The following is a 20,192-nucleotide window of genomic DNA, read 5'->3' as shown; positions in this document are numbered from 1 at the left end:
ATTCTATTGATTTACGCGCCGTCTGCGCCAAATCAAGAAAAGCGCCCCCGCCGGAAAAGCGGGGGCGCGATACCATCAGCTGCGCAGGCCGCGGCCGCGCTCGATCAGGTACCAGGAAAGCAGGTAAAACACCGCGATAAACGCCAGCAGCACCGCCATGGTGAACGCCAGCGGCACGTCGTTGATGCCGAGGAAACCGTAGCGGAAACCGCTGATCATATAGACGATGGGGTTCAGCTTGGACACCGCCTGCCAGAATGGCGGCAGCAGCGACAGCGAGTAGAACACCCCGCCCAGGTAGGTCAGCGGCGTCAGCACGAAGGTCGGGATCAGGCTGATATCGTCGAAGGTGGTGGCGAACACCGCATTGATCAGCCCCGCCAGCGAGAACAGGATCGCCGTCAGCAGCAGCGTCAGCGCAATCACCCACCAGGCGTGTACCTGCAGCGGCACAAAGAACAGCGAGATGATGGTCACCAGCACGCCGACGCAGATGCCGCGCGCCACGCCGCCACCGACATAGCCGGCGATCACCACGTGGGTCGGCACCGGCGCCACCAGCAGCTCCTCAATGTTGCGCTGGAATTTGGCGCTGAAGAACGACGAGGCGACGTTGGCATAGGAGTTGGTGATCACCGCCATCATGATAAGGCCGGGCACGATGAACTGCATGTAGCTGAAGCCGTGCATATCGCCGATGCGCGAGCCGATCAGATTGCCGAAGATGATGAAGTACAGCGTCATGGTGATCACCGGCGGCACCAGGGTCTGGATCCAGATGCGCGCGAACCGGTTCACCTCTTTGGCCCAGATGCTCTGCAAGGCCACCCAATACAAACGCGTCATGCTTTTTCTCCATTGCCGTTAACCAGGGTGACAAACAGTTCTTCCAGGCGGTTCGCCTTGTTGCGCATGCTCAGCACCTGCACGCCCTGCGCGCTCAGTTGGGTGAACAGGCCGTTCAGCCCCTGCTCGCGCATCACTTCCACTTCCAGCGTCGAGGTATCCGTCAGGCGGCTGTGGTAACCGTCCAGCTTCGGCAACGGGCTCTTCGCCGCCAAATCGAGGATGAAGGTTTCCGACTTCAGCTTGGCCAGCAGCCCCTTCATCGAGGTGTTTTCCACCAGCTCCCCGTTCTGGATGATGCCGATATTGCGGCACAGCATCTCCGCCTCTTCCAGATAGTGGGTGGTGAGGATGATGGTGGTGCCCTGGGCGTTCAGCTCTTTCAGGAAGCCCCACATCGAGCGACGCAGCTCGATGTCCACCCCGGCGGTCGGCTCATCGAGGATCAGCAGCTTCGGCTGATGCATCAACGCGCGGGCGATCATCAGGCGGCGCTTCATGCCGCCGGACAGCATGCGGGCGCGCTCGTTGCGCTTGCCCCACAGATCCAGCTGATTGAGGTATTTTTCGGCGCGCGCCATCGCTTCACGCCGCGTGACGCCGTAGTAACCCGCCTGGTTCACCACGATCTGCAACACGGTCTCGAACGGGTTGAAGTTGAACTCCTGCGGCACCAGGCCGAGCTGGCGCTTGGCGTTGACGATGTCTTTATCGATGTCGTAACCGAACACCCGCACGCTGCCGGCCGTTTTGTTCACCAGCGAGCTGATGATGCCGATGGTGGTGGATTTTCCGGCGCCGTTTGGCCCCAGCAGGGCATAAAAATCCCCCGCTTCGACGCTCAGGTCGATACCGCGCAGCGCCTTGACGCCACCGGCGTAAGTCTTGGTCAGCTGCGCTAATTCCAGTGCATAATTCATATGTAAAATAGTACCTTATGACGATGAGTATGCCGCCGCGCCCCTGTTTGCGAGGCTTGAAACACTAACGATAATCCTAGCATCGGCGACGTTTTCACTGAGTCGAATCCGTGCGGAAAATGAGGCTGCACCACTGTTCCGATTTCCAAAGTGTGACGCTTACCCTATATTACCCCAACGCAATCTGTCCGTTACGGGTCAATCACCTCCATGAAAGAAATCGAAGAGCTTATCGCCAACAACCAGGCCTGGTCGGCCAACATCAGCCAGGAAGACCCGGAATTTTTTGAACGTTTAGCCCAGGCGCAAAAGCCCCGCTTCTTATGGATTGGTTGCTCTGACAGCCGCGTTCCCGCAGAACGCCTGACCGGCCTCGAGCCGGGTGAACTGTTCGTCCATCGCAACGTGGCGAACCTCGTTATCCACACCGATCTTAACTGCCTGTCGGTGGTGCAGTATGCGGTAGATGTGCTGGAAGTCGAACACATCATCATTTGCGGCCACCTGGGCTGCGGCGGCGTGCAGGCGGCGGTGGAAAACCCGGAGCTGGGGTTGATCGACAACTGGCTGCTGCACATTCGCGATCTGTGGTACAAGCACAGCTCGCTGCTGGGCGAGCTGCCGCCGGAGCAGCGTTTCGACATGCTGTGCGAGATCAACGTCATTGAGCAGGTATACAACCTGGGCCACTCCACCATCATGCAGTCCGCGTGGAAGCGCGGCCAGAAGGTGATGATCCACGGTTGGGTGTACGGCATTCAGGACGGCCGCCTGCGCGATATGGAAGTGCTGGCGACCAGCCGCGAGAGCCTGGAGATGGGCTACCGCAAAGCGATAGCCAAACTGAAGCAGGATAAAGGCATATAACCCCGCCGCGGGCGCGGCTGGCCGCGCCCCACATTAATTACTCGTCCAGCAGCACCACTTTGCCGACGTACGGCAGGTGACGGTAGCGCTGAGCGTAGTCGATGCCATACCCCACCACGAACTCATCCGGGATCGAGAAGCCGACATATTCGACCGGCACCTGCACTTCACGGCGCTCAGGCTTGTCCAGCAAGGTGCAAATCGCCAGCGATTTCGGCCCGCGCAGCGCCAAAATCTCGCGCACTTTGTTCAGCGTGTTGCCGGAATCGATGATGTCTTCCACGATCAGCACGTCTTTGCCGCGAATGTCTTCGTCCAGATCCTTGAGGATCTTCACGTCGCGAGTAGTGGACATGCCGCTGCCGTAGCTGGAGGCGGTCATAAAGTCGACTTCGTGCGGCACGTCGATGGCGCGGCAGAGATCGGCCATGAACATGAAGGAGCCGCGCAGCAGCCCGACCAGCACCATGTCGCTGCCGCTGTCGCGGTAATGTTCGGTGATCTGGCGGCCAAGTTCGGCGATACGGGTCTTAACTTCCTGCTCGGAAATCATTACGTCTACAGTGTGTTTCATAGTATTCAGGTCAGTTGCCGGAAGAAAGGCGCAGAGTTTAGCATAGCCTTTCGCCGGTGGCGACGCGAGCGCGCCGCCACCTGAGCGACGGGCCGCGATCATTCGCCGACGGTGAAGCCCATCATCATGCCGGTATCTTCGTGCTCCAGCAGGTGGCAGTGGGCCATGTACGCATGTTCGCTGCTGGCCGGATGGTCGAAGCGCACCAGCACTTCGCTGCGCCACCCTTCGACGCGCACCGTGTCCTTCCAGCCGCTGCGATGCGCCGCCGGCGGTTTGCCATTTTCCGACAGGATACGGAACTGGGTGCCGTGAATATGGAACGGGTGCAACATCATGTCGCCCTCGCCGGAAATGGTCCACTTCTCATACTGGCCCCGTTTGGCGGCGAACATCGGCTTGGTCATGTCGAAGGCCTTGCCGTTGATCATGTTGCCGTGGCTGAAGTCGAACGGTTTGGCTTTACCCTGCGCGCCGCCGTGATCCATCCCGGCCATACTGCCATGATTCATGCCCTTCATGTTGCCGTGGTCCATGCCCTGCATGCCGCCCTTTTCCATGCCTTTCATGTTGCCGTGGTCCATGCCTTTCATGTCTCCACCGCCCATCGCGCCATGATTCATGCTCATGCCGGCCATCGCCTGGTGACCATAACGATCCATCAGCGCCTGCATGCCGAGCATATCCAGCTGCGGATCCATCATCAGCTGCAGCCAACGCTCCTGGATACCGGTGGTAGCGGGTAATGTCGGCAGCTTCACCAGGCTGTCCGGCATGGTTTTGATGCCCTGCGCCAGCGACGGCTGAATGCGCAACACCGGCAGCGGTTGATCGAACGGCGCCAGCGTCATACCCATCTGCTTCACCGGCAGCGTCACGATGTCGAACGCTTTCCCGTCGGAGGCATCCACCAGCACTTCAAAACGTTCGCCCATCAGCATCGGCAGCTCGGTCAGTTTCACCGGCTCCGCCAGGAAACCGCCGTCGCTGGCGATGACATACAGCGGACGGTTGTCACTGGCCGCCAGATTCAGCGAGCGGGCGTTGCAGCCGTTGAGGAAGCGCAGACGCAGCCAGCCGCGCGGCGCCAAATGTTGCGGATACTGCGCGCCGTTGGTGAACATGCGATCGCCAAACCAGCCCACCGCCGCGCTCATCACGTCCAGGCGGTATTCGATTTGTGCGTCTTTGCCCAACCGCTTATCTTGCAGGATCACCGGAATATCATCCTGCCCCCAGGTTTTCGGCAGCGGCAGTTTGGCGCTCTCCTCATCTTCCAGCAGCACCAGCCCCGCCAGCCCCATCATCACCTGGCTGCCGGTTTTACCGTGGGTATGCGGGTGGAACCAGCAGGTGGCCGCCGGTTGATCGACAGTGAAATTCACCGTGCGCGTCGCGCCGGGGTGGATCAATGCCTGCGGGCCGCCATCGACGTCGCCGGGAATTTCCAGGCCGTGCCAGTGGACGGTGCTGGCCTCCGCCAGGCCGTTTTTGATATCGACCGTCACCGGCTGGCCACGCTGCAGCTGCACCGCCGGCCCGAGCAGCGCGCCGTTGAATCCCCAGGTTTTGGTGGCGGCGCCGGGCAACCAGCGGGTTTCCCCCGCCTGCAGCGCCAGCGCAATTTTTCCCTGCGCGTCCGGCGTCAACAACGGCGGCACCGGCAGGGCCGGCCGATCGGCCGCCCAGGCGGCCCGGCTCCATAACGGCAATGTGCTCGCAGCGCCCAGTGCGGCGGTTAATTTAATAAAATCACGGCGTAACATCGCTGACTCCCTTTTCTCAGTGACATAACTCAATGCCGCCAGCCTAAACCTTCCCCCTGGCGGAAGGTCAAGCCTTTCCTGGCGGTATTTTAAGCTATGCCTCACAATCAACAGAATATGGCTGGCAAACGCAACGCCGGCCCGGCAGCAATAAAATTTGGTGCCTTTACAGGCAAGTGTGGTAACGTCAGCAAACGACAAACAGGCCTATTTCATGATGAAAAAAACAACGTTATCGATGCTGTTGCTGGCGATGCTGGGCTTCTCCAACGCCAGTCTGGCGCTGAATGAATCCGAGGCGGAAGATCTGGCCGATCTGACGGCGGTATTTATTTATTTGAAAAATGATTGCGGCTACAACGATTTGCCAAACGCGCAAATCAAACGCGCCATCGTCTATTTCGCGCAACAAAACCGCTGGGATTTGAGCAACTACAACAGCTTCAATATGAAGGCGCTGGGCGAAGACAGCTATCGCGATCTCAGCGGCATCGCCATTCCAACGCCCAAGAAGTGCAAATCGCTGGCGCGCGACTCTTTGAGCCTGCTGGCCTACGCCAACTAATTCCTTCCCCTTTTCCCGCCCGCCTAACGCTCTCTCTGTCTGAAATTCAACCGTGCATCGCCAGGCAGAGTTAGCTATGATGTTGCGCCGATTTTTCATGGCTGTTATTACGGAGTTTCCCGCACATGACCCAGAAAGAAATTTGGTACGAAACGCTGCATACGGGCTTCGGCCAGTATTTCTCGGTAGAGAAGGTGCTGTACCGCGAGAAGACCGATCACCAGGATCTGGTGATCTTCGAGAACCCGGTGCTGGGGCGCGTGATGGCGCTCGACGGCGTGGTGCAAACCACCGAGCGTGACGAGTTCATCTATCACGAAATGCTGACCCACGTGCCGCTGCTGGCGCACGGCGCGGCGAAGAAAGTGCTGATCATCGGCGGCGGCGACGGCGGCATGCTGCGCGAAGTCAGCCGGCACCCTGGCGTGGAGCAGATCACCATGGTCGAGATCGACGCCGGTGTCGTCGAGTTCTGCCGCCAGTACCTGCCCAACCACAGCGCCGGCGCCTATGACGATCCGCGCTTCAAGCTGGTGATCGACGACGGCGTCAACTTCGTGAACCAAACCGACGAAACCTTCGATGTGATCATCTCCGACTGCACCGATCCGATCGGCCCCGGCGAAAGCCTGTTCACTTCGGCGTTTTATGAAGGCTGCGCCCGCTGCCTGAATGAGGGCGGCATTTTCGTCGCGCAGAACGGCGTCTGCTTCCTGCAACAGGACGAGGCGGTCAACAGCCACGCCAAACTGAGCCGCTACTTTACCGACGTCAGCTTCTATCAGGCGGCGATCCCGACCTATTACGGCGGCATCATGACCTTTGCCTGGGCGAGCCAGAACCCGGCGCTGCGCCAGCGCGATCTGCCTACTCTGCAACAGCGCTTTAACCAAAGCAGCCTACACTGTCGTTATTACAACCCGGCAATTCACGTCGGCAGTTTTGCCCTGCCGCAATATTTGCTCAATGCCCTGAACGTAACACGTTAAGCGAGAAGATAAAGGAGGTGGCCCAAATTGCATAAGCTAAAACTGCACGGCTTCAACAACCTGACCAAGAGCCTGAGTTTTTGTATTTACGATATTTGTTACGCCAAGACCGCGGACGACCGCGACGGCTATATCGCCTACATTGACGAACAATATAACGCCAACCGGCTGACCGAGATCCTGAGCGAAACCTGCTCGATCATCGGCGCCAATATTCTGAACATCGCGCGTCAGGACTACGAGCCGCAGGGCGCCAGCGTCACCATCCTGGTCAGCGAAGAGCCGATCGATCCGAAAGACGTCGATACGTCGGAGCATCCTGGCCCGCTGCCGAACACGGTCGTTGCGCACCTGGACAAGAGCCATATCTGCGTACACACCTACCCGGAAAGCCATCCGGAAGGCGGGCTATGCACCTTCCGCGCCGATATCGAGGTTTCGACCTGCGGCGTCATTTCGCCCCTCAAGGCGCTGAACTACTTAATTCACCAGCTGGAATCCGACATCGTCACCATGGACTATCGCGTGCGCGGTTTTACCCGCGACGTGAACGGCGTGAAACATTACATCGATCATGAGATCAATTCGATCCAGAACTTTATGTCGGAAGACATCAAGGCGCTGTATCACATGATGGACGTGAACGTTTACCAGGAAAATATCTTCCATACCAAGATGTTGCTGAAAGATTTCGATCTGAAGCACTACCTGTTCAACGCGGAACCGGAGGCGCTGAGCGCCGCCGAACGCAAGCAGATCACCGATCTGTTATGGAAAGAGATGCAGGAAATCTATTACGGCCGCAATATTCCGCATCTGTGATGGAAAGGGCGCGGCACGCCGCGCCCTGATGCTTAGTATTTCAGCATGAAAGAACGATAGGCCTTCAACACCAGCAGGAAGTCCTCAACGCCGCAGAATGAGAGGCTTTCTTCGTCGTAGTAATTCATCCCCTCTTCCATTTCATCGCCCTCGAACTCCAGCTGATTGGCGCGGATCATCACTTCTTCACCATCCATCAGCAGCGTATATTCATGGCCTTCCAGCTGCCATTGACGTTCACTGCCTTTGACCTCGGCCGCACCGGCTTCAATCCGGTCCAGCAGGTTGAAATCGCCTTTGACTTCTTCGTTGATCCAGTGGCCAATCGCTTCATGCCCCATCGAAAATCTGACGATCACCTGACCGGTGACGTCACGCAGAAATTCGTAATCCATAGCATGCCCTCCTGAGCCCTTTTTCTTAGTGTAAACATAAATGGCGGACTAACTCAGTGAGCGCTCGCAAAGTTGGCAACTGAGCAAAATAAAACGGGAGGCCAAGGCCTCCCGTTAAACAGTTGCGCAATATAGCGGCTTACACGGCGGTTTGGAAGATCACGCCGTCGGCTTTTTCGGTGTACTGCCCCAGCTGGTCAAAGTTCAGGTAGCGGTAGGTATCCGCCGCCGTCTTATCGACCTGCGCCATATAGGTCTGGTACTCGTCCGGCGTCGGCAGGCGGCCCAGCAGGGACGCAACCGCAGCCAGTTCGGCTGACGCCAGATAGACGTTGGCGCCGGTGCCCAGACGGTTCGGGAAGTTACGGGTCGAAGTGGAAACCACCGTCGCACCGTCCGCCACGCGCGCCTGGTTGCCCATGCACAGCGAGCAGCCCGGGATCTCGATACGCGCGCCGCTTTTGCCGAAGACGCTGTAGTAGCCTTCTTCGGTCAGCTGAGCCGCGTCCATCTTGGTTGGCGGCGCCACCCACAAGCGGGTCGGCAGCTGGCCCTTGTGCTGATCCAGCAGCTTGCCGGCCGCGCGGAAGTGGCCGATGTTGGTCATGCAAGAACCGATGAACACTTCATCGATTTTGCTGTTGGCCACGTCGGACAGCAGGCGCGCATCGTCAGGATCGTTCGGTGCGCACAGGATCGGCTCCTTGATCTCGTTCAGATCGATGTCGATCACCGCCGCGTATTCCGCATCCGCATCGCCTTCCAGCAGTTGCGGATCCGCCAGCCATTTTTCCATGCCCTGAATACGGCGCTCCAGCGTACGGCGGTCGCCGTAGCCTTCGGAGATCATCCACTTCAGCAGCACGATGTTGGAGTTCAGGTACTCTTCGATCGGCGCCTTGTCCAGCTTGATGGTACAACCGGCGGCGGAACGTTCGGCGGATGCATCGGTCAGCTCAAACGCCTGCTCGACCTTCAGGTCCGGCAGGCCTTCGATCTCCAGAATGCGGCCGGAGAAGATGTTTTTCTTGCCCTTCTTCTCAACGGTCAGCAGCCCTTGCTGGATCGCGTAGTAAGGGATGGCGTGCACCAGATCGCGCAGGGTGATGCCCGGCTGCATTTTGCCTTTGAAGCGCACCAGCACCGACTCAGGCATATCCAGCGGCATTACGCCGGTCGCGGCGGCAAACGCCACCAGGCCGGAACCGGCCGGGAAGGAGATGCCGATCGGGAAGCGGGTGTGGGAATCGCCGCCGGTGCCGACGGTGTCAGGCAGCAGCATGCGGTTCAGCCAGGAGTGGATCACGCCGTCGCCCGGACGCAGCGAGACGCCGCCGCGGTTCATGATGAAGTCAGGCAGCGTGTGGTGCGTGGTCACGTCGACCGGTTTCGGGTACGCGGCGGTGTGGCAGAATGACTGCATGACCAGATCGGCGGAGAAGCCGAGGCAGGCCAGGTCTTTCAGCTCATCGCGGGTCATCGGGCCGGTGGTGTCCTGAGAACCGACGGAGGTCATCTTCGGTTCGCAGTATTCGCCAGGGCGAATGCCGGCGACGCCGCAGGCGCGGCCGACCATTTTCTGCGCCAGCGAGAAGCCTTTGCTGCTGGCGGCGACCGGTTTGGCGATACGGAACACATCGCTGTGCGGCAGACCCAGCGCTTCGCGCGCCTTGGTGGTCAGGCCGCGGCCGATGATCAGCGGGATACGGCCGCCGGCGCGCACTTCATCCAGCAGCACGTCGGTTTTCAGCTCGAAGTTGGCGATCAGCGCGCCGGTTTCGTGGTTGCGCACTTCACCTTTGTATGGGTAAACGTCGATCACGTCGCCCATGTTCAGCTCGGACACGTCCACTTCGATCGGCAAGGCGCCGGCATCTTCCATGGTGTTGAAGAAGATAGGCGCAATCTTGCCGCCCAGCACCACGCCGCCGCCGCGCTTGTTCGGCACGTGCGGGATGTCGTCGCCCATAAACCACAGCACGGAGTTGGTGGCGGATTTACGGGAAGAACCGGTGCCGACCACGTCGCCGACGTAGGCCAGCGGGAAGCCTTTTTTGTTCAGCAGCTCGATCTGTTTGATCGGGCCGACGCTGCCCGGCTGATCCGGCACGATGCCTTCACGTTCGTTTTTCAGCATCGCCAGCGCGTGCAGCGGGATGTCCGGGCGCGACCAGGCGTCCGGCGCCGGAGAAAGGTCATCGGTGTTGGTTTCGCCTGTGACTTTGAACACGGTGACGGTGATCTTTTCCGCCAGCTCAGGGCGCGACAGGTACCATTCGGCGTCGGCCCAGGACTGCATGATCTGCTTGGCGTGCGGGTTACCGGCCTTGGCCTTCTCTTCCACGTCGTAGAAGTTGTCGAACATCAGCAGCGTGTGGGACAGCGCTTTCGCGGCGATAGGCGCCAGCGTTTCGTTATCCAGCGCTTCGATCAGCGGGTGAATGTTATAGCCGCCCTGCATGGTGCCTAACAGTTCAATGGCTTTCTCGGGGGTAACCAGGGGGGATGTCGCTTCACCTTTGGCGATGGCCGCCAGGAAACCTGCTTTGACGTAGGCGGCTTCGTCGACGCCCGGTGGAACACGGTTAATCAGCAGGTCTAACAGGAATTCTTCTTCGCCTTTTGGCGGATTCTTCAGTAGTTCGACCAGCGCGGCCATTTGGGTGGCGTCTAGCGGCTTAGGGGCGATGCCCTCAGCAGCACGCTCGGCTACGTGCTTACGGTATTCTTCTAGCACGACGTTCTCCTCGCTCTCATTGTCATTTATTGTGCCTGGCGTATATGCAAACCGGGTTTATACCCTTGGGGTTTCACTCTGTGGCTAGGCGATCGGCCCGTAAAGGCCCCGAAACGGTGATTGGGGCAAACAGACACGGTCAAACAGCGTTACAGCATGAAAGACTGATGGGTAGAGCGCACGGCGATATTGATGCCATCTATCCTGACGGGGCACTGCTGTCGATGTCCTGGACTGTAAGGTACAGTGCCCGGTTCCGCTCAGCCAGCATATCAGGATTTGAAACGGTTGTTAATTCGTTCACATAAAAGCAACATTAAATCTTTGCTGAATCGTTGAGCGCAGCGTAATCGGCTGCCGGACTAGCAGGGTATTATATCCATATAGTTAGAATGGATATAAGCAGGGGGATCGGAATTTGGCGCAGCGGCCACAAAAAAACCGCTTTCTGAGTTTGAGCAAAAAAAAACGGCTCCTTGTCAGGAGCCGCTTGTTAACCGGTCAAGCCAGCAGAATTACTTCTTCTTGGCTTTCGGGTTAGGCAGGTCGGTGATGCTGCCTTCGTAGATCTCCGCCGCCAGGCCCACGGATTCGTGCAGGGTCGGGTGAGCGTGGATGGTCAGCGCGATGTCTTCCGCGTCGCAGCCCATCTCGATAGCCAGACCGATTTCACCCAGCAGTTCGCCGCCGTTGGTGCCGACAATCGCGCCACCGATGATGCGGTGAGTTTCTTTGTCGAAGATCAGTTTGGTCATGCCGTCTGCACAGTCGGAAGCGATCGCACGGCCGGAAGCCGCCCACGGGAAGGTGGAGGTTTCGTAGCTGATGCCTTTCTCTTTCGCTTCTTTCTCGGTCAGACCCACCCATGCCACTTCCGGCTCGGTGTAAGCGATGGATGGGATCACTTTCGGATCGAAGTAGTGCTTCATGCCGGCGATAACTTCTGCGGCAACGTGGCCTTCGTGCACGCCTTTGTGCGCCAGCATCGGCTGACCGACGATGTCGCCGATAGCGAAGATGTGCGGCACGTTGGTGCGCAGCTGTTTGTCGACGTTGATGAAGCCACGCTCGTCAACTTCAACACCGGCTTTGCCGGCATCCAGCAGTTTGCCGTTCGGCACGCGGCCGATCGCCACCAGCACCGCGTCGTAACGCTGTGGTTCTGCCGGCGCTTTTTTACCTTCCATCGTGACGTAGATGCCGTCTTCTTTGGCTTCTACCGCGGTCACTTTGGTTTCCAGCATCAGGTTGAACTGCTTGCTGATACGTTTGGTGAAGACTTTCACCACGTCTTTATCTGCCGCCGGGATAACCTGATCGAACATCTCAACGACGTCGATCTGTGAACCCAGCGCATGGTATACGGTGCCCATTTCCAGGCCGATGATGCCGCCGCCCATAACCAGCAGACGCTCTGGGACGGTTTTCAGCTCCAGCGCATCGGTGGAATCCCACACGCGTGGATCTTCATGAGGAATGAATGGCAGTTGGATCGGACGAGAACCTGCAGCGATGATGGCGTTGTCGAAGTTGATGGTGGTTGGGCCGTTTTCGCCTTCAACAACCAGGGTGTTAGCGCCGGTGAACTTGCCCAGGCCGTTGACCACTTTCACTTTACGGCCTTTCGCCATGCCAGCCAGACCGCCGGTCAGCTGAGTGATGACTTTTTCTTTCCAGACGCGCACTTTGTCGATGTCGGTTTTCGGCTCGCCGAAAACGATGCCGTGTTCGGCCAGCGCTTTGGCTTCTTCGATCACTTTGGCAACGTGCAGCAGTGCTTTGGAAGGGATACATCCCACGTTCAGGCAAACCCCGCCCAGAGTGGAATAACGTTCAACCAGAACGGTTTCAAGACCTAAGTCAGCGCAACGAAAGGCTGCAGAGTAACCTGCCGGGCCCGCCCCAAGTACCACGACCTGAGTTTTAATTTCAGTACTCATCATGACCTCTTAATTGATTGTCCGGCGGGTCAGACGTCATTTTTATTGCTAATCGATCTCATAACGCCCTTCATCCACCGGGACGCTTACACCGCGAGCAGTTTACAGAATTGTTAATAATCTGCAAAGCGTGTTCGAGTGACCCGTGTCTCAACAATTTTGTCGAGTTATGCAAAATCCGACAAAACTGCTACAGAATCGTCAGGGGCGCAGCATGCTGCGCCCCTTTTGCATTACATCACCAGACGGCGAATGTCGGACAACATGTTGTTGATGATGGTGATGAAGCGCGCACCATCGGCACCGTCGATAACGCGGTGGTCGAAGGACAGCGACATCGGCATCATCAGGCGCGGCATGAACTCTTTACCGTTCCAGACCGGCTCCATCGCAGACTTGGAGACGCCCAGGATAGCCACTTCCGGCGCGTTGACGATCGGCGCGAAGTGGGTCGTCCCGATGCCGCCCAGGCTGGAGATGGTGAAGCAGCCGCCCTGCATCTCGCCCGCGGTCAGCTTGCCGTCGCGCGCTTTCTTGGAGATGGCCATCAGTTCGCGGGACAGCTCGGTGATGCTCTTCTTGTTCACGTCCTTGAACACCGGAACCACCAGGCCGTTCGGGGTATCTACCGCCACGCCGATGTTGATGTATTTCTTCAGCGTCAGCTTCTGACCGTCTTCGGACAGCGAGCTGTTGAAGCGCGGCATCTGCTCCAGAGCGGCAGCAACGGCTTTCATGATGAACACGACAGGCGTGAACTTCACGTCCAGCTTGCGCTTGGCCGCTTCTTCGTTCTGCTGTTTGCGGAACGCTTCCAGATCGGTGATGTCGGTTTTGTCGAAGTGAGTCACGTGCGGGATCATCACCCAGTTGCGGCTCAGGTTCGCACCAGAGATCTTCTGGATGCGGCCCATTTCGACTTCTTCGATCTCGCCGAACTTGCTGAAGTCCACTTTCGGCCATGGCAGCATGCCTGGCAGACCGCCGCTGGCAGCGGCCGGGGCCGCTTCAGCGCGTTTCACCGCGTCTTTCACGTAAGCCTGAACGTCTTCGCGCAGGATGCGACCTTTACGACCGGTGCCTTTCACTTTCGCCAGGTTAACGCCGAATTCACGCGCCAGACGACGAATGACCGGGGTCGCGTGCACGTATGCCGCGTTCTCGGCGAACTCGCCTTTGTCGTCAGCTTTCGCAGCCGGAGCGGCGGCTTTCGCGGCGGCCGGCGCCGGCGCAGCTTCCGCTTTAGCGGCTGGAACGGCGGCAGCGGCAGGCGCAGCGCCTTCCACTTCGAACACCATGATCAGGGAGCCGGTTTTCACTTTGTCGCCGGTCGCGATCTTGATCTCTTTCACGGTACCCGCGAACGGTGCAGGCACTTCCATGGAGGCCTTGTCGCCTTCCACGGTGATCAGAGACTGCTCGGCGGCAACCTTGTCGCCCACCTTAACCATCACTTCGGTCACTTCGACTTCGTCGCCGCCGATATCCGGCACGGCGACGTCTTTGGCCGCAGAGGCCGCAGGCGCTGCAGCGGCGGCAGGAGCTTCAACCGCAGCCGGGGCCGCAGCGGAAGCGGCGCCGGCCACTTCGAACACCATGATCAGGGAACCGGTTTTCACTTTGTCGCCGGTCGCGATCTTGATCTCTTTCACGGTGCCCGCGAACGGCGCAGGGACTTCCATGGAAGCCTTGTCGCCTTCTACGGTGATCAGGGACTGCTCGGCTTCCACCTTGTCGCCCACTTTCACCAGGATCTCGGTCACTTCGACTTCGTCGGCGCCGATGTCCGGCACGGCAACGTCTTTGGCCGCAGCGGCGGCCGGGGCAGCTGCTGCTGCCGCCGGTTTTTCTTCCGCTTTCGCCGCCGGTGCAGCTTCCGCTGCGCCTGCCGCTTCGAAGATCATGATCAGTTTGCCGGTTTCGGTTTTATCGCCGACCGCCACTTTGATCTCTTTCACCACGCCCGCCTGCGGGGATGGCACTTCCATGGAAGCCTTGTCGCCTTCCACGGTGATCAGCGATTGTTCCGCTTCAACTTTATCGCCGACCTTCACCAGAATCTCGGTGATTTCGACTTCATCTGCACCGATGTCCGGTACGTTGATTTCGATAGACATTATTCAGTACCTCTTAGGCCAGACGCGGGTTAACTTTTTCCGGGTTGATGTCGAATTTCTTGATTGCATCGGCAACCACAGAAGCTTCGATCTCACCGCGTTTAGCCAGTTCACCCAGAGCAGCAACCACCACGTAGGATGCATCGACTTCGAAGTGGTGACGCAGGTTTTCGCGGCTGTCCGAACGACCGAAGCCGTCGGTGCCCAGTACGCGATAGTCGCTGGCCGGCACATAAGTACGAACCTGTTCGGCGAACAGTTTCATGTAGTCGGTAGAAGCTACCGCCGGCGCGTCGCTCATCACCTGAGCGATGTAAGGCACGCGTGGCGTTTCGGTTGGGTGCAGCATGTTCCAGCGCTCGCAATCCTGGCCGTCGCGCGCCAGTTCGGTGAACGAGGTCACGCTGTAGGTGTCGGAACCCACGCCGTAGTCCTTCGCCAGGATCTGCGCAGCTTCGCGCACGTGGCGCAGGATGGCGCCGGAGCCCAGCAGCTGTACCTTGCCTTTGCTGCCTTCCAGCGTTTCCAGCTTGTAGATACCCTTGCGGATACCTTCTTCCGCACCCTGCGGCATCGCAGGCATGTGGTAGTTTTCGTTCAGCGTGGTCAGGTAGTAGTACACGTTTTCCGGGTTGTCGCCATACATGCGCACCAGACCGTCGTGCATGATCACCGCCACTTCGTACGCGTAAGCCGGATCGTAAGAGATGCAGTTAGGGATGGTCAGAGACTGAATGTGGCTGTGGCCATCTTCGTGCTGCAGACCTTCGCCGTTCAGGGTAGTACGGCCCGAGGTCCCGCCGATCAGGAAGCCGCGCGCCTGTTGGTCGCCCGCTGCCCAGCACAGGTCGCCGATACGTTGGAAACCGAACATCGAGTAGTAGATGTAGAACGGAATCATCGGCAGATCGTTGGTGCTGTAGGAAGTCGCTGCGGCCAGCCAGGAAGAGGCTGCGCCCAGTTCGTTGATGCCTTCCTGCAGGATTTGGCCTTTCTCGTCTTCTTTGTAGTAAGCAACCTGTTCACGGTCCTGCGGGGTGTACTGCTGGCCGTTCGGGCTGTAGATACCGATCTGACGGAACAGACCTTCCATACCGAAGGTACGCGCTTCGTCGGCGATGATTGGCACCAGGCGATCTTTGATCGACTTGTTCTTCAGCATCACGTTCAGGGCACGCACGAAGGCGATAGTGGTGGAGATCTCTTTGTTCTGCTCTTCCAGCAGCGAGCTGAAATCTTCCAGCGCCGGCATTTCCAGCTTCTGGGTGAACTCCGGCAGACGCGTCGGCACGTAGCCTTTCAGCGCCTGGCGACGTTCGTGCAGGTATTTGTACTCTTCGGAATCTTTCTCGAAGGTGATGTACGGCAGTTTTTCGATGTCAGCATCGGCAACCGGCACGTTGAAACGATCGCGGAAGTGGTGAACCCCTTCCATGTTCATTTTCTTCACCTGGTGAGCGATGTTTTTACCTTCCGCGGTTTCACCCATGCCGTAACCTTTGATGGTGTGGGCCAGGATAACGGTCGGTTTGCCTTTGGTGTCCTGCGCTTTTTTCAGTGCAGCGAAGATTTTCTTCGGATCGTGACCACCACGGTTCAGCGCCCAGATTTCGTCGTCGGTCATGTCTTTGACCAACGCCGCGGTTTCCGGGTAACGGCCGAAGAAGTGCTCGCGCACGTAAGCGCCGTCTTTGGATTTGAAGGTCTGGTAGTCGCCGTCCAGGGTCTCGTTCATCAGCTGAACCAGTTTACCGCTGGTGTCTTTACGCAGCAGTTCGTCCCAACGGCCGCCCCAGATCACTTTCAGCACCTGCCAGCCTGCGCCGGAGAAGATGCCTTCCAGTTCGTTGATGATCTTGCCGTTGCCGGTGACCGGGCCGTCCAAGCGCTGCAGGTTGCAGTTGATGACGAACACCAGGTTGTCCAGCTTCTCGCGGGTCGCGATGGTGATGGCGCCTTTGGATTCCGGCTCATCCATCTCGCCGTCGCCCAGGAAGGCGTAAACGGTCTGCTCAGAGGTGTCTTTCAGGCCGCGGTGTTCCAGGTATTTCAGGAACTTCGCCTGATAGATGGCGCTGATTGGGCCCAGGCCCATGGAAACGGTCGGGAACTGCCAGAATTCCGGCATCAGCTTAGGATGCGGGTAAGAGGACAGGCCGTTGCCGTGCACTTCCTGACGGAAGTTGTTCATCTGTTCTTCGGTCAGGCGGCCTTCAAGGAAGGCACGCGCGTAAACGCCCGGAGAGATGTGGCCCTGGAAGTACACCAGGTCGCCGCCGTCTTTCTCGTTGCGTGCGCGGAAGAAGTGGTTAAAGCAGACTTCATAGAAGGTCGCGGAAGACTGGAAGGAAGCCATGTGGCCGCCCAGCTCCAGGTCTTTTTTGGATGCGCGCAGAACGGTCATGACCGCGTTCCAACGGATCGCAGAGCGAATGCGGCGTTCCAGATCCAGGTTGCCTGGGTAGGCCGGTTCGTCTTCTACCGCGATGGTGTTGACGTAGTTGTGCGCTGCAGCACCGGCCGCAACGTTAACGCCGCCTTTGCGGGCTTCTCCCAATACCTGATCAATCAGAAACTGAGCTCGCTCAACACCCTCTTCACGGATGACCGATTCGATCGCCTGCAGCCAGTCGCGGGTTTCGATCGGATCCACGTCATTGTTTAAACGTTCTGACATGGTGGTATTCCTTATCTGTCTAATGGTTTGTTTGGAGCCTGTCTTCCTGTGCTCTGTGCAAAAACACACGAAGACAGGCCCATCAGTTTAGTTGCCGCTTAAGTACTTAACTAAGTACCTCGAACTTAACCCCCGCAGGCTGGTGTACCCTGAAGAGGACAGCTCTTAATCCTTGCGTTGCTGGAGACGCCGTAGCGATCTCTCGCGCCGAGTATGCTCCCGGCTGAGATCCAGCAAGATTTCCTCGATAAACGCCAAGTGGCGATGCGAGGCTTCACGGGCCTTTTCCGGCTCGCGTGCCACAATCGCCTCAAAAATTCCGGCGCGGTGGCTGCTCACTTTTGCCAACATCTCACGGCGCGAGTAGAGCAATTCAAAGTTCTGACGCACGTTCTGTTCCAGCATCGGCCCCATGCAGCGTAGCAGGTGAAGTAACACAACGTTGTGGGCAGCTTCGGTCACGGCGATTTGATACTGCATGACCGCATCGGCTTCGGCATCGAGATCGCCGCTGTCTTGAGCCTGTTGAATCACGATGTGGCAGTCGCGGATGCGCGCCAGATCTTCATCGGTGCCGCGCAGCGCCGCGTAATAGGCGGCAATGCCTTCCAGCGCGTGACGGGTTTCCAGCAGATCGAACTGTGATTCGGGATGGTCGGCCAGCAGCTCGGCCAGCGGATCGCTGAAGCTCTGCCACAGATTAGTTTGCACGAAGGTGCCGCCGCCCTGACGACGCAGGAGCAGCCCTTTCGCTTCCAGGCGCTGAATGGCCTCTCTCAGAGAAGGACGGGAGACATCAAATTGTTTCGCCAGCTCGCGCTCCGGAGGCAGTTTTTCGCCTGGGCGCAGTGTCCCCTCGAGGATCAGATATTCGAGCTGTTGCTCGATAACATCTGACAACTTGGGTTGGCGGATTTTGCTGTAGGCCATGAGTGAATTCTTCTCTGCGAATGGCGCGGAGTCAATTGGTAATACCAATTTCAAAAACGTGACGGTAAAGTAACAAAGTATTCACCTCCTGTCCATACGGGCCTTGATCGAAATCAGGTTACCCGCACATTTTAACACCCCGCTGAAAACCCCGCTGCAAACCGGTAACGCCGTGATGGTATTACCATTTACGCGCCGGGTTGGGGATTTAACTTTTACCAAACCTTACGCAAGGAAGAGTGCAAACTTTTTGCCCAAGTTTTATTGCATGGTTATGACGCTTTAATGAATGGCTATTTGGCGAGCAGCGCCACGGTGATTCGTTCATTATTTGAACGCGCGCCGCCGCTCGGATCTACGTTATTTTTGCGCATTATGTGATTTGTTGCTTATTTCATGCACTGAATCCCTCCCGCCGTCACACAACCCGCATTTTGTTTCCTAAACTGCTGCAATCTTAATCACTCACACGACAAAGCAGGTGCAAACCGACGCACATAACATTATTCTCTGCCAAACGGTAGCGGCGCCGTGGAATTAATAGCTATAACGCCGTAAATAAAACAAAACACACATCGTAACCACTGCTTTACAGGCATGTGGGCATTCACAACGACAGAGGGTTTGATTGATGGATGGTCAACAGCATGGTGACCAGCTGAAACGCGGCCTGAAAAACCGCCATATTCAGCTCATCGCCTTAGGTGGCGCAATCGGCACCGGGTTATTTCTCGGTATCGCTCAAACAATAAAAATGGCCGGCCCGTCAGTGCTTCTCGGCTACGCCATCGGCGGCTTCATCGCGTTTCTGATCATGCGCCAGCTGGGGGAGATGGTGGTGGAAGAGCCGGTTGCCGGTTCCTTCAGCCACTTCGCCTACAAATACTGGGGCAACTTCGCCGGCTTCGCCTCCGGCTGGAACTACTGGGTGCTGTATGTCCTGGTGGCGATGGCGGAACTGACCGCGGTCGGCATCTACGTGCAGTACTGGTGGCCTGAGATCCCCACCTGGGTTTCCGCCGCGGTATTCTTTCTGGCGATCAACGCCATCAACCTGGCCAACGTCAAAGTTTACGGTGAGATGGAGTTCTGGTTCGCCATCATCAAGGTGGTGGCGATTATCGGCATGATCGTGTTCGGCGCCTACCTGCTGTTCAGCGGCATGGGCGGCCCGGAGGCCACCGTTACCAATCTGTGGGCGCAGGGCGGGTTCTTCCCGAACGGCGTCATGGGCCTGGTGATGGCGATGGCGGTGATCATGTTCTCCTTCGGCGGCCTCGAGCTGGTCGGCATCACCGCCGCCGAAGCCGACGACCCGCAAAAGAGCATTCCGAAAGCCACCAATCAGGTGATCTACCGCATCCTGATCTTCTATATCGGTTCGCTGGCCATTCTGCTGTCGCTGTACCCGTGGGGCAAAGTGGTTGAAGGCGGCAGCCCGTTCGTGCTGATCTTCCACGCGCTGAACAGCAACCTGGTGGCGACCGTGCTGAACATCGTGGTGCTCACCGCCGCGCTGTCGGTGTACAACAGCTGCGTCTACTGCAACAGCCGCATGCTGTACGGCCTGGCGCAGCAGGGCAACGGCCCGAAAAGCCTGTTGAAGGTCGACGGCCGCGGCGTGCCGGTGGTGGCCATCGGCATTTCAGCCCTCGCCACCGCGCTGTGCGTGCTGATTAACTACCTGATCCCAGGCCGCGCCTTCGAACTGTTGATGGCGTTGGTGGTATCGGCGCTGGTGATCAACTGGGCGATGATCAGCCTGGCGCACCTGAAGTTCCGCGCCGCTAAAAATCGCGAAGGTGTGGTGCCGAAGTTCAAAGCGTTCTGGTACCCGTTCAGCAACTACCTGTGCCTGCTGTTCATGGCCGGCATCCTGGTGATCATGTACCTGACGCCGGGCATTCAAATCTCGGTGCTGCTGATCCCGGTGTGGGTGGCGATCCTGGCCGTCGGTTACGCCATCAAACAGCGCAGCCAACGCGTCGACGGCGTCACCAGCCGTTGAACCCCGTGACCGCGCAGTAAAATGGCCCGCTGATGCGGG

At 58.2% G+C, this 20,192-nt stretch carries 15 protein-coding genes; 5 read left to right on the top strand and 10 right to left on the bottom strand.

The features are described from left to right. Positions 1 to 75: 75 nt before the first annotated feature. Positions 76 to 846, bottom strand: coding sequence for an ABC transporter permease (locus ACJ8IM_RS15470; RefSeq protein WP_033635921.1), 771 nt, complete (start codon positions 844 to 846; stop codon positions 76 to 78). Further along, positions 843 to 1,766, bottom strand: a complete 924-nt coding sequence (locus ACJ8IM_RS15465) for an ABC transporter ATP-binding protein (RefSeq protein WP_033635922.1) — start codon at positions 1,764 to 1,766, stop codon at positions 843 to 845. Before ACJ8IM_RS15465 ends, ACJ8IM_RS15470 begins: the two co-directional genes overlap by 4 nt. A 210-nt stretch (positions 1,767 to 1,976) precedes the next feature. Here ACJ8IM_RS15465 and can point away from each other — a divergent pair, with 210 nt between their 5' ends. Next, a complete protein-coding gene (can, locus tag ACJ8IM_RS15460; RefSeq protein ID WP_033635923.1) occupies positions 1,977 to 2,633 on the top strand; it encodes a carbonate dehydratase in 657 nt (218 codons plus the stop codon). Between the two features lie 37 nt (positions 2,634 to 2,670). Here can and hpt read toward each other — a convergent pair whose 3' ends face one another. Together hpt and cueO are read right to left on the bottom strand one after the other, a co-directional pair. Further along, positions 2,671 to 3,207 (bottom strand): hypoxanthine phosphoribosyltransferase, encoded by a 537-nt coding sequence (gene hpt, locus ACJ8IM_RS15455; RefSeq protein ID WP_048234659.1) that lies wholly within the window; start codon positions 3,205 to 3,207, stop codon positions 2,671 to 2,673. Between the two features lie 98 nt (positions 3,208 to 3,305). Continuing rightward, positions 3,306 to 4,973: a multicopper oxidase CueO gene (cueO, locus tag ACJ8IM_RS15450; RefSeq protein WP_033654675.1), complete on the bottom strand. Its 1,668-nt coding sequence runs from the start codon at positions 4,971 to 4,973 to the stop codon at positions 3,306 to 3,308. 217 nt (positions 4,974 to 5,190) lie between these two features. Between cueO and ACJ8IM_RS15445 the strand changes: the two genes are divergently transcribed. The 3 genes from ACJ8IM_RS15445 (at position 5,191) to speD (ending at position 7,349) form a co-directional block, all read left to right on the top strand. Beyond that, positions 5,191 to 5,538 carry a YacC family pilotin-like protein gene (locus ACJ8IM_RS15445; RefSeq protein ID WP_004937515.1) on the top strand — a complete coding sequence of 116 codons (348 nt, stop codon included), beginning with the start codon at positions 5,191 to 5,193 and terminating at the stop codon, positions 5,536 to 5,538. Positions 5,539 to 5,663: 125 nt separating this feature from the next. Continuing rightward, the gene (speE, locus tag ACJ8IM_RS15440) at positions 5,664 to 6,527 is read left to right on the top strand and encodes a polyamine aminopropyltransferase (protein WP_033654674.1); all 864 of its coding nucleotides are present in this window, start codon (positions 5,664 to 5,666) and stop codon (positions 6,525 to 6,527) included. A 27-nt stretch (positions 6,528 to 6,554) separates the two neighbouring features. Continuing rightward, positions 6,555 to 7,349, top strand: coding sequence for an adenosylmethionine decarboxylase (gene speD, locus ACJ8IM_RS15435; RefSeq protein ID WP_004937510.1), 795 nt, complete (start codon positions 6,555 to 6,557; stop codon positions 7,347 to 7,349). A 32-nt stretch (positions 7,350 to 7,381) separates the two neighbouring features. Here speD and yacL read toward each other — a convergent pair whose 3' ends face one another. From yacL to pdhR, 6 genes are all read right to left on the bottom strand, one after another. Continuing rightward, entirely contained in the window at positions 7,382 to 7,744 is a 363-nt protein-coding gene (yacL, locus tag ACJ8IM_RS15430; protein ID WP_004937507.1) for a protein YacL, read from the bottom strand. A gap of 139 nt (positions 7,745 to 7,883) precedes the next feature. Continuing rightward, positions 7,884 to 10,481, bottom strand: a complete 2,598-nt coding sequence (acnB, locus tag ACJ8IM_RS15425; RefSeq protein ID WP_033635927.1) for a bifunctional aconitate hydratase 2/2-methylisocitrate dehydratase — start codon at positions 10,479 to 10,481, stop codon at positions 7,884 to 7,886. Between the two features lie 515 nt (positions 10,482 to 10,996). Next, the gene (gene lpdA / locus ACJ8IM_RS15420) at positions 10,997 to 12,421 is read right to left on the bottom strand and encodes a dihydrolipoyl dehydrogenase (RefSeq protein WP_004937500.1); all 1,425 of its coding nucleotides are present in this window, start codon (positions 12,419 to 12,421) and stop codon (positions 10,997 to 10,999) included. Between the two features lie 233 nt (positions 12,422 to 12,654). After that, the gene (aceF, locus tag ACJ8IM_RS15415) at positions 12,655 to 14,538 is read right to left on the bottom strand and encodes a pyruvate dehydrogenase complex dihydrolipoyllysine-residue acetyltransferase (RefSeq protein ID WP_033654673.1); all 1,884 of its coding nucleotides are present in this window, start codon (positions 14,536 to 14,538) and stop codon (positions 12,655 to 12,657) included. Positions 14,539 to 14,551: 13 nt separating this feature from the next. Then, positions 14,552 to 17,215, bottom strand: a complete 2,664-nt coding sequence (gene aceE / locus ACJ8IM_RS15410; RefSeq protein ID WP_033654672.1) for a pyruvate dehydrogenase (acetyl-transferring), homodimeric type — start codon at positions 17,213 to 17,215, stop codon at positions 14,552 to 14,554. Positions 17,216 to 17,380: 165 nt separating this feature from the next. Then, positions 17,381 to 18,145, bottom strand: a complete 765-nt coding sequence (gene pdhR / locus ACJ8IM_RS15405) for a pyruvate dehydrogenase complex transcriptional repressor PdhR (protein WP_004937490.1) — start codon at positions 18,143 to 18,145, stop codon at positions 17,381 to 17,383. A 631-nt stretch (positions 18,146 to 18,776) separates the two neighbouring features. On the opposite strand from pdhR, the gene ACJ8IM_RS15400 reads away from it, so the two are divergent. After that, positions 18,777 to 20,153: an amino acid permease gene (locus tag ACJ8IM_RS15400; protein ID WP_033635929.1), complete on the top strand. Its 1,377-nt coding sequence runs from the start codon at positions 18,777 to 18,779 to the stop codon at positions 20,151 to 20,153. The last annotated feature ends 39 nt before the right edge of the window (positions 20,154 to 20,192 follow it).

This window comes from Serratia sp. CY33525 (assembly GCF_052169115.1).
Classification (GTDB): domain Bacteria; phylum Pseudomonadota; class Gammaproteobacteria; order Enterobacterales; family Enterobacteriaceae; genus Serratia; species Serratia sarumanii.
Note: the sequence above shows the minus strand (reverse complement) of the source record. Positions and strands in the feature narration are given on the sequence as shown.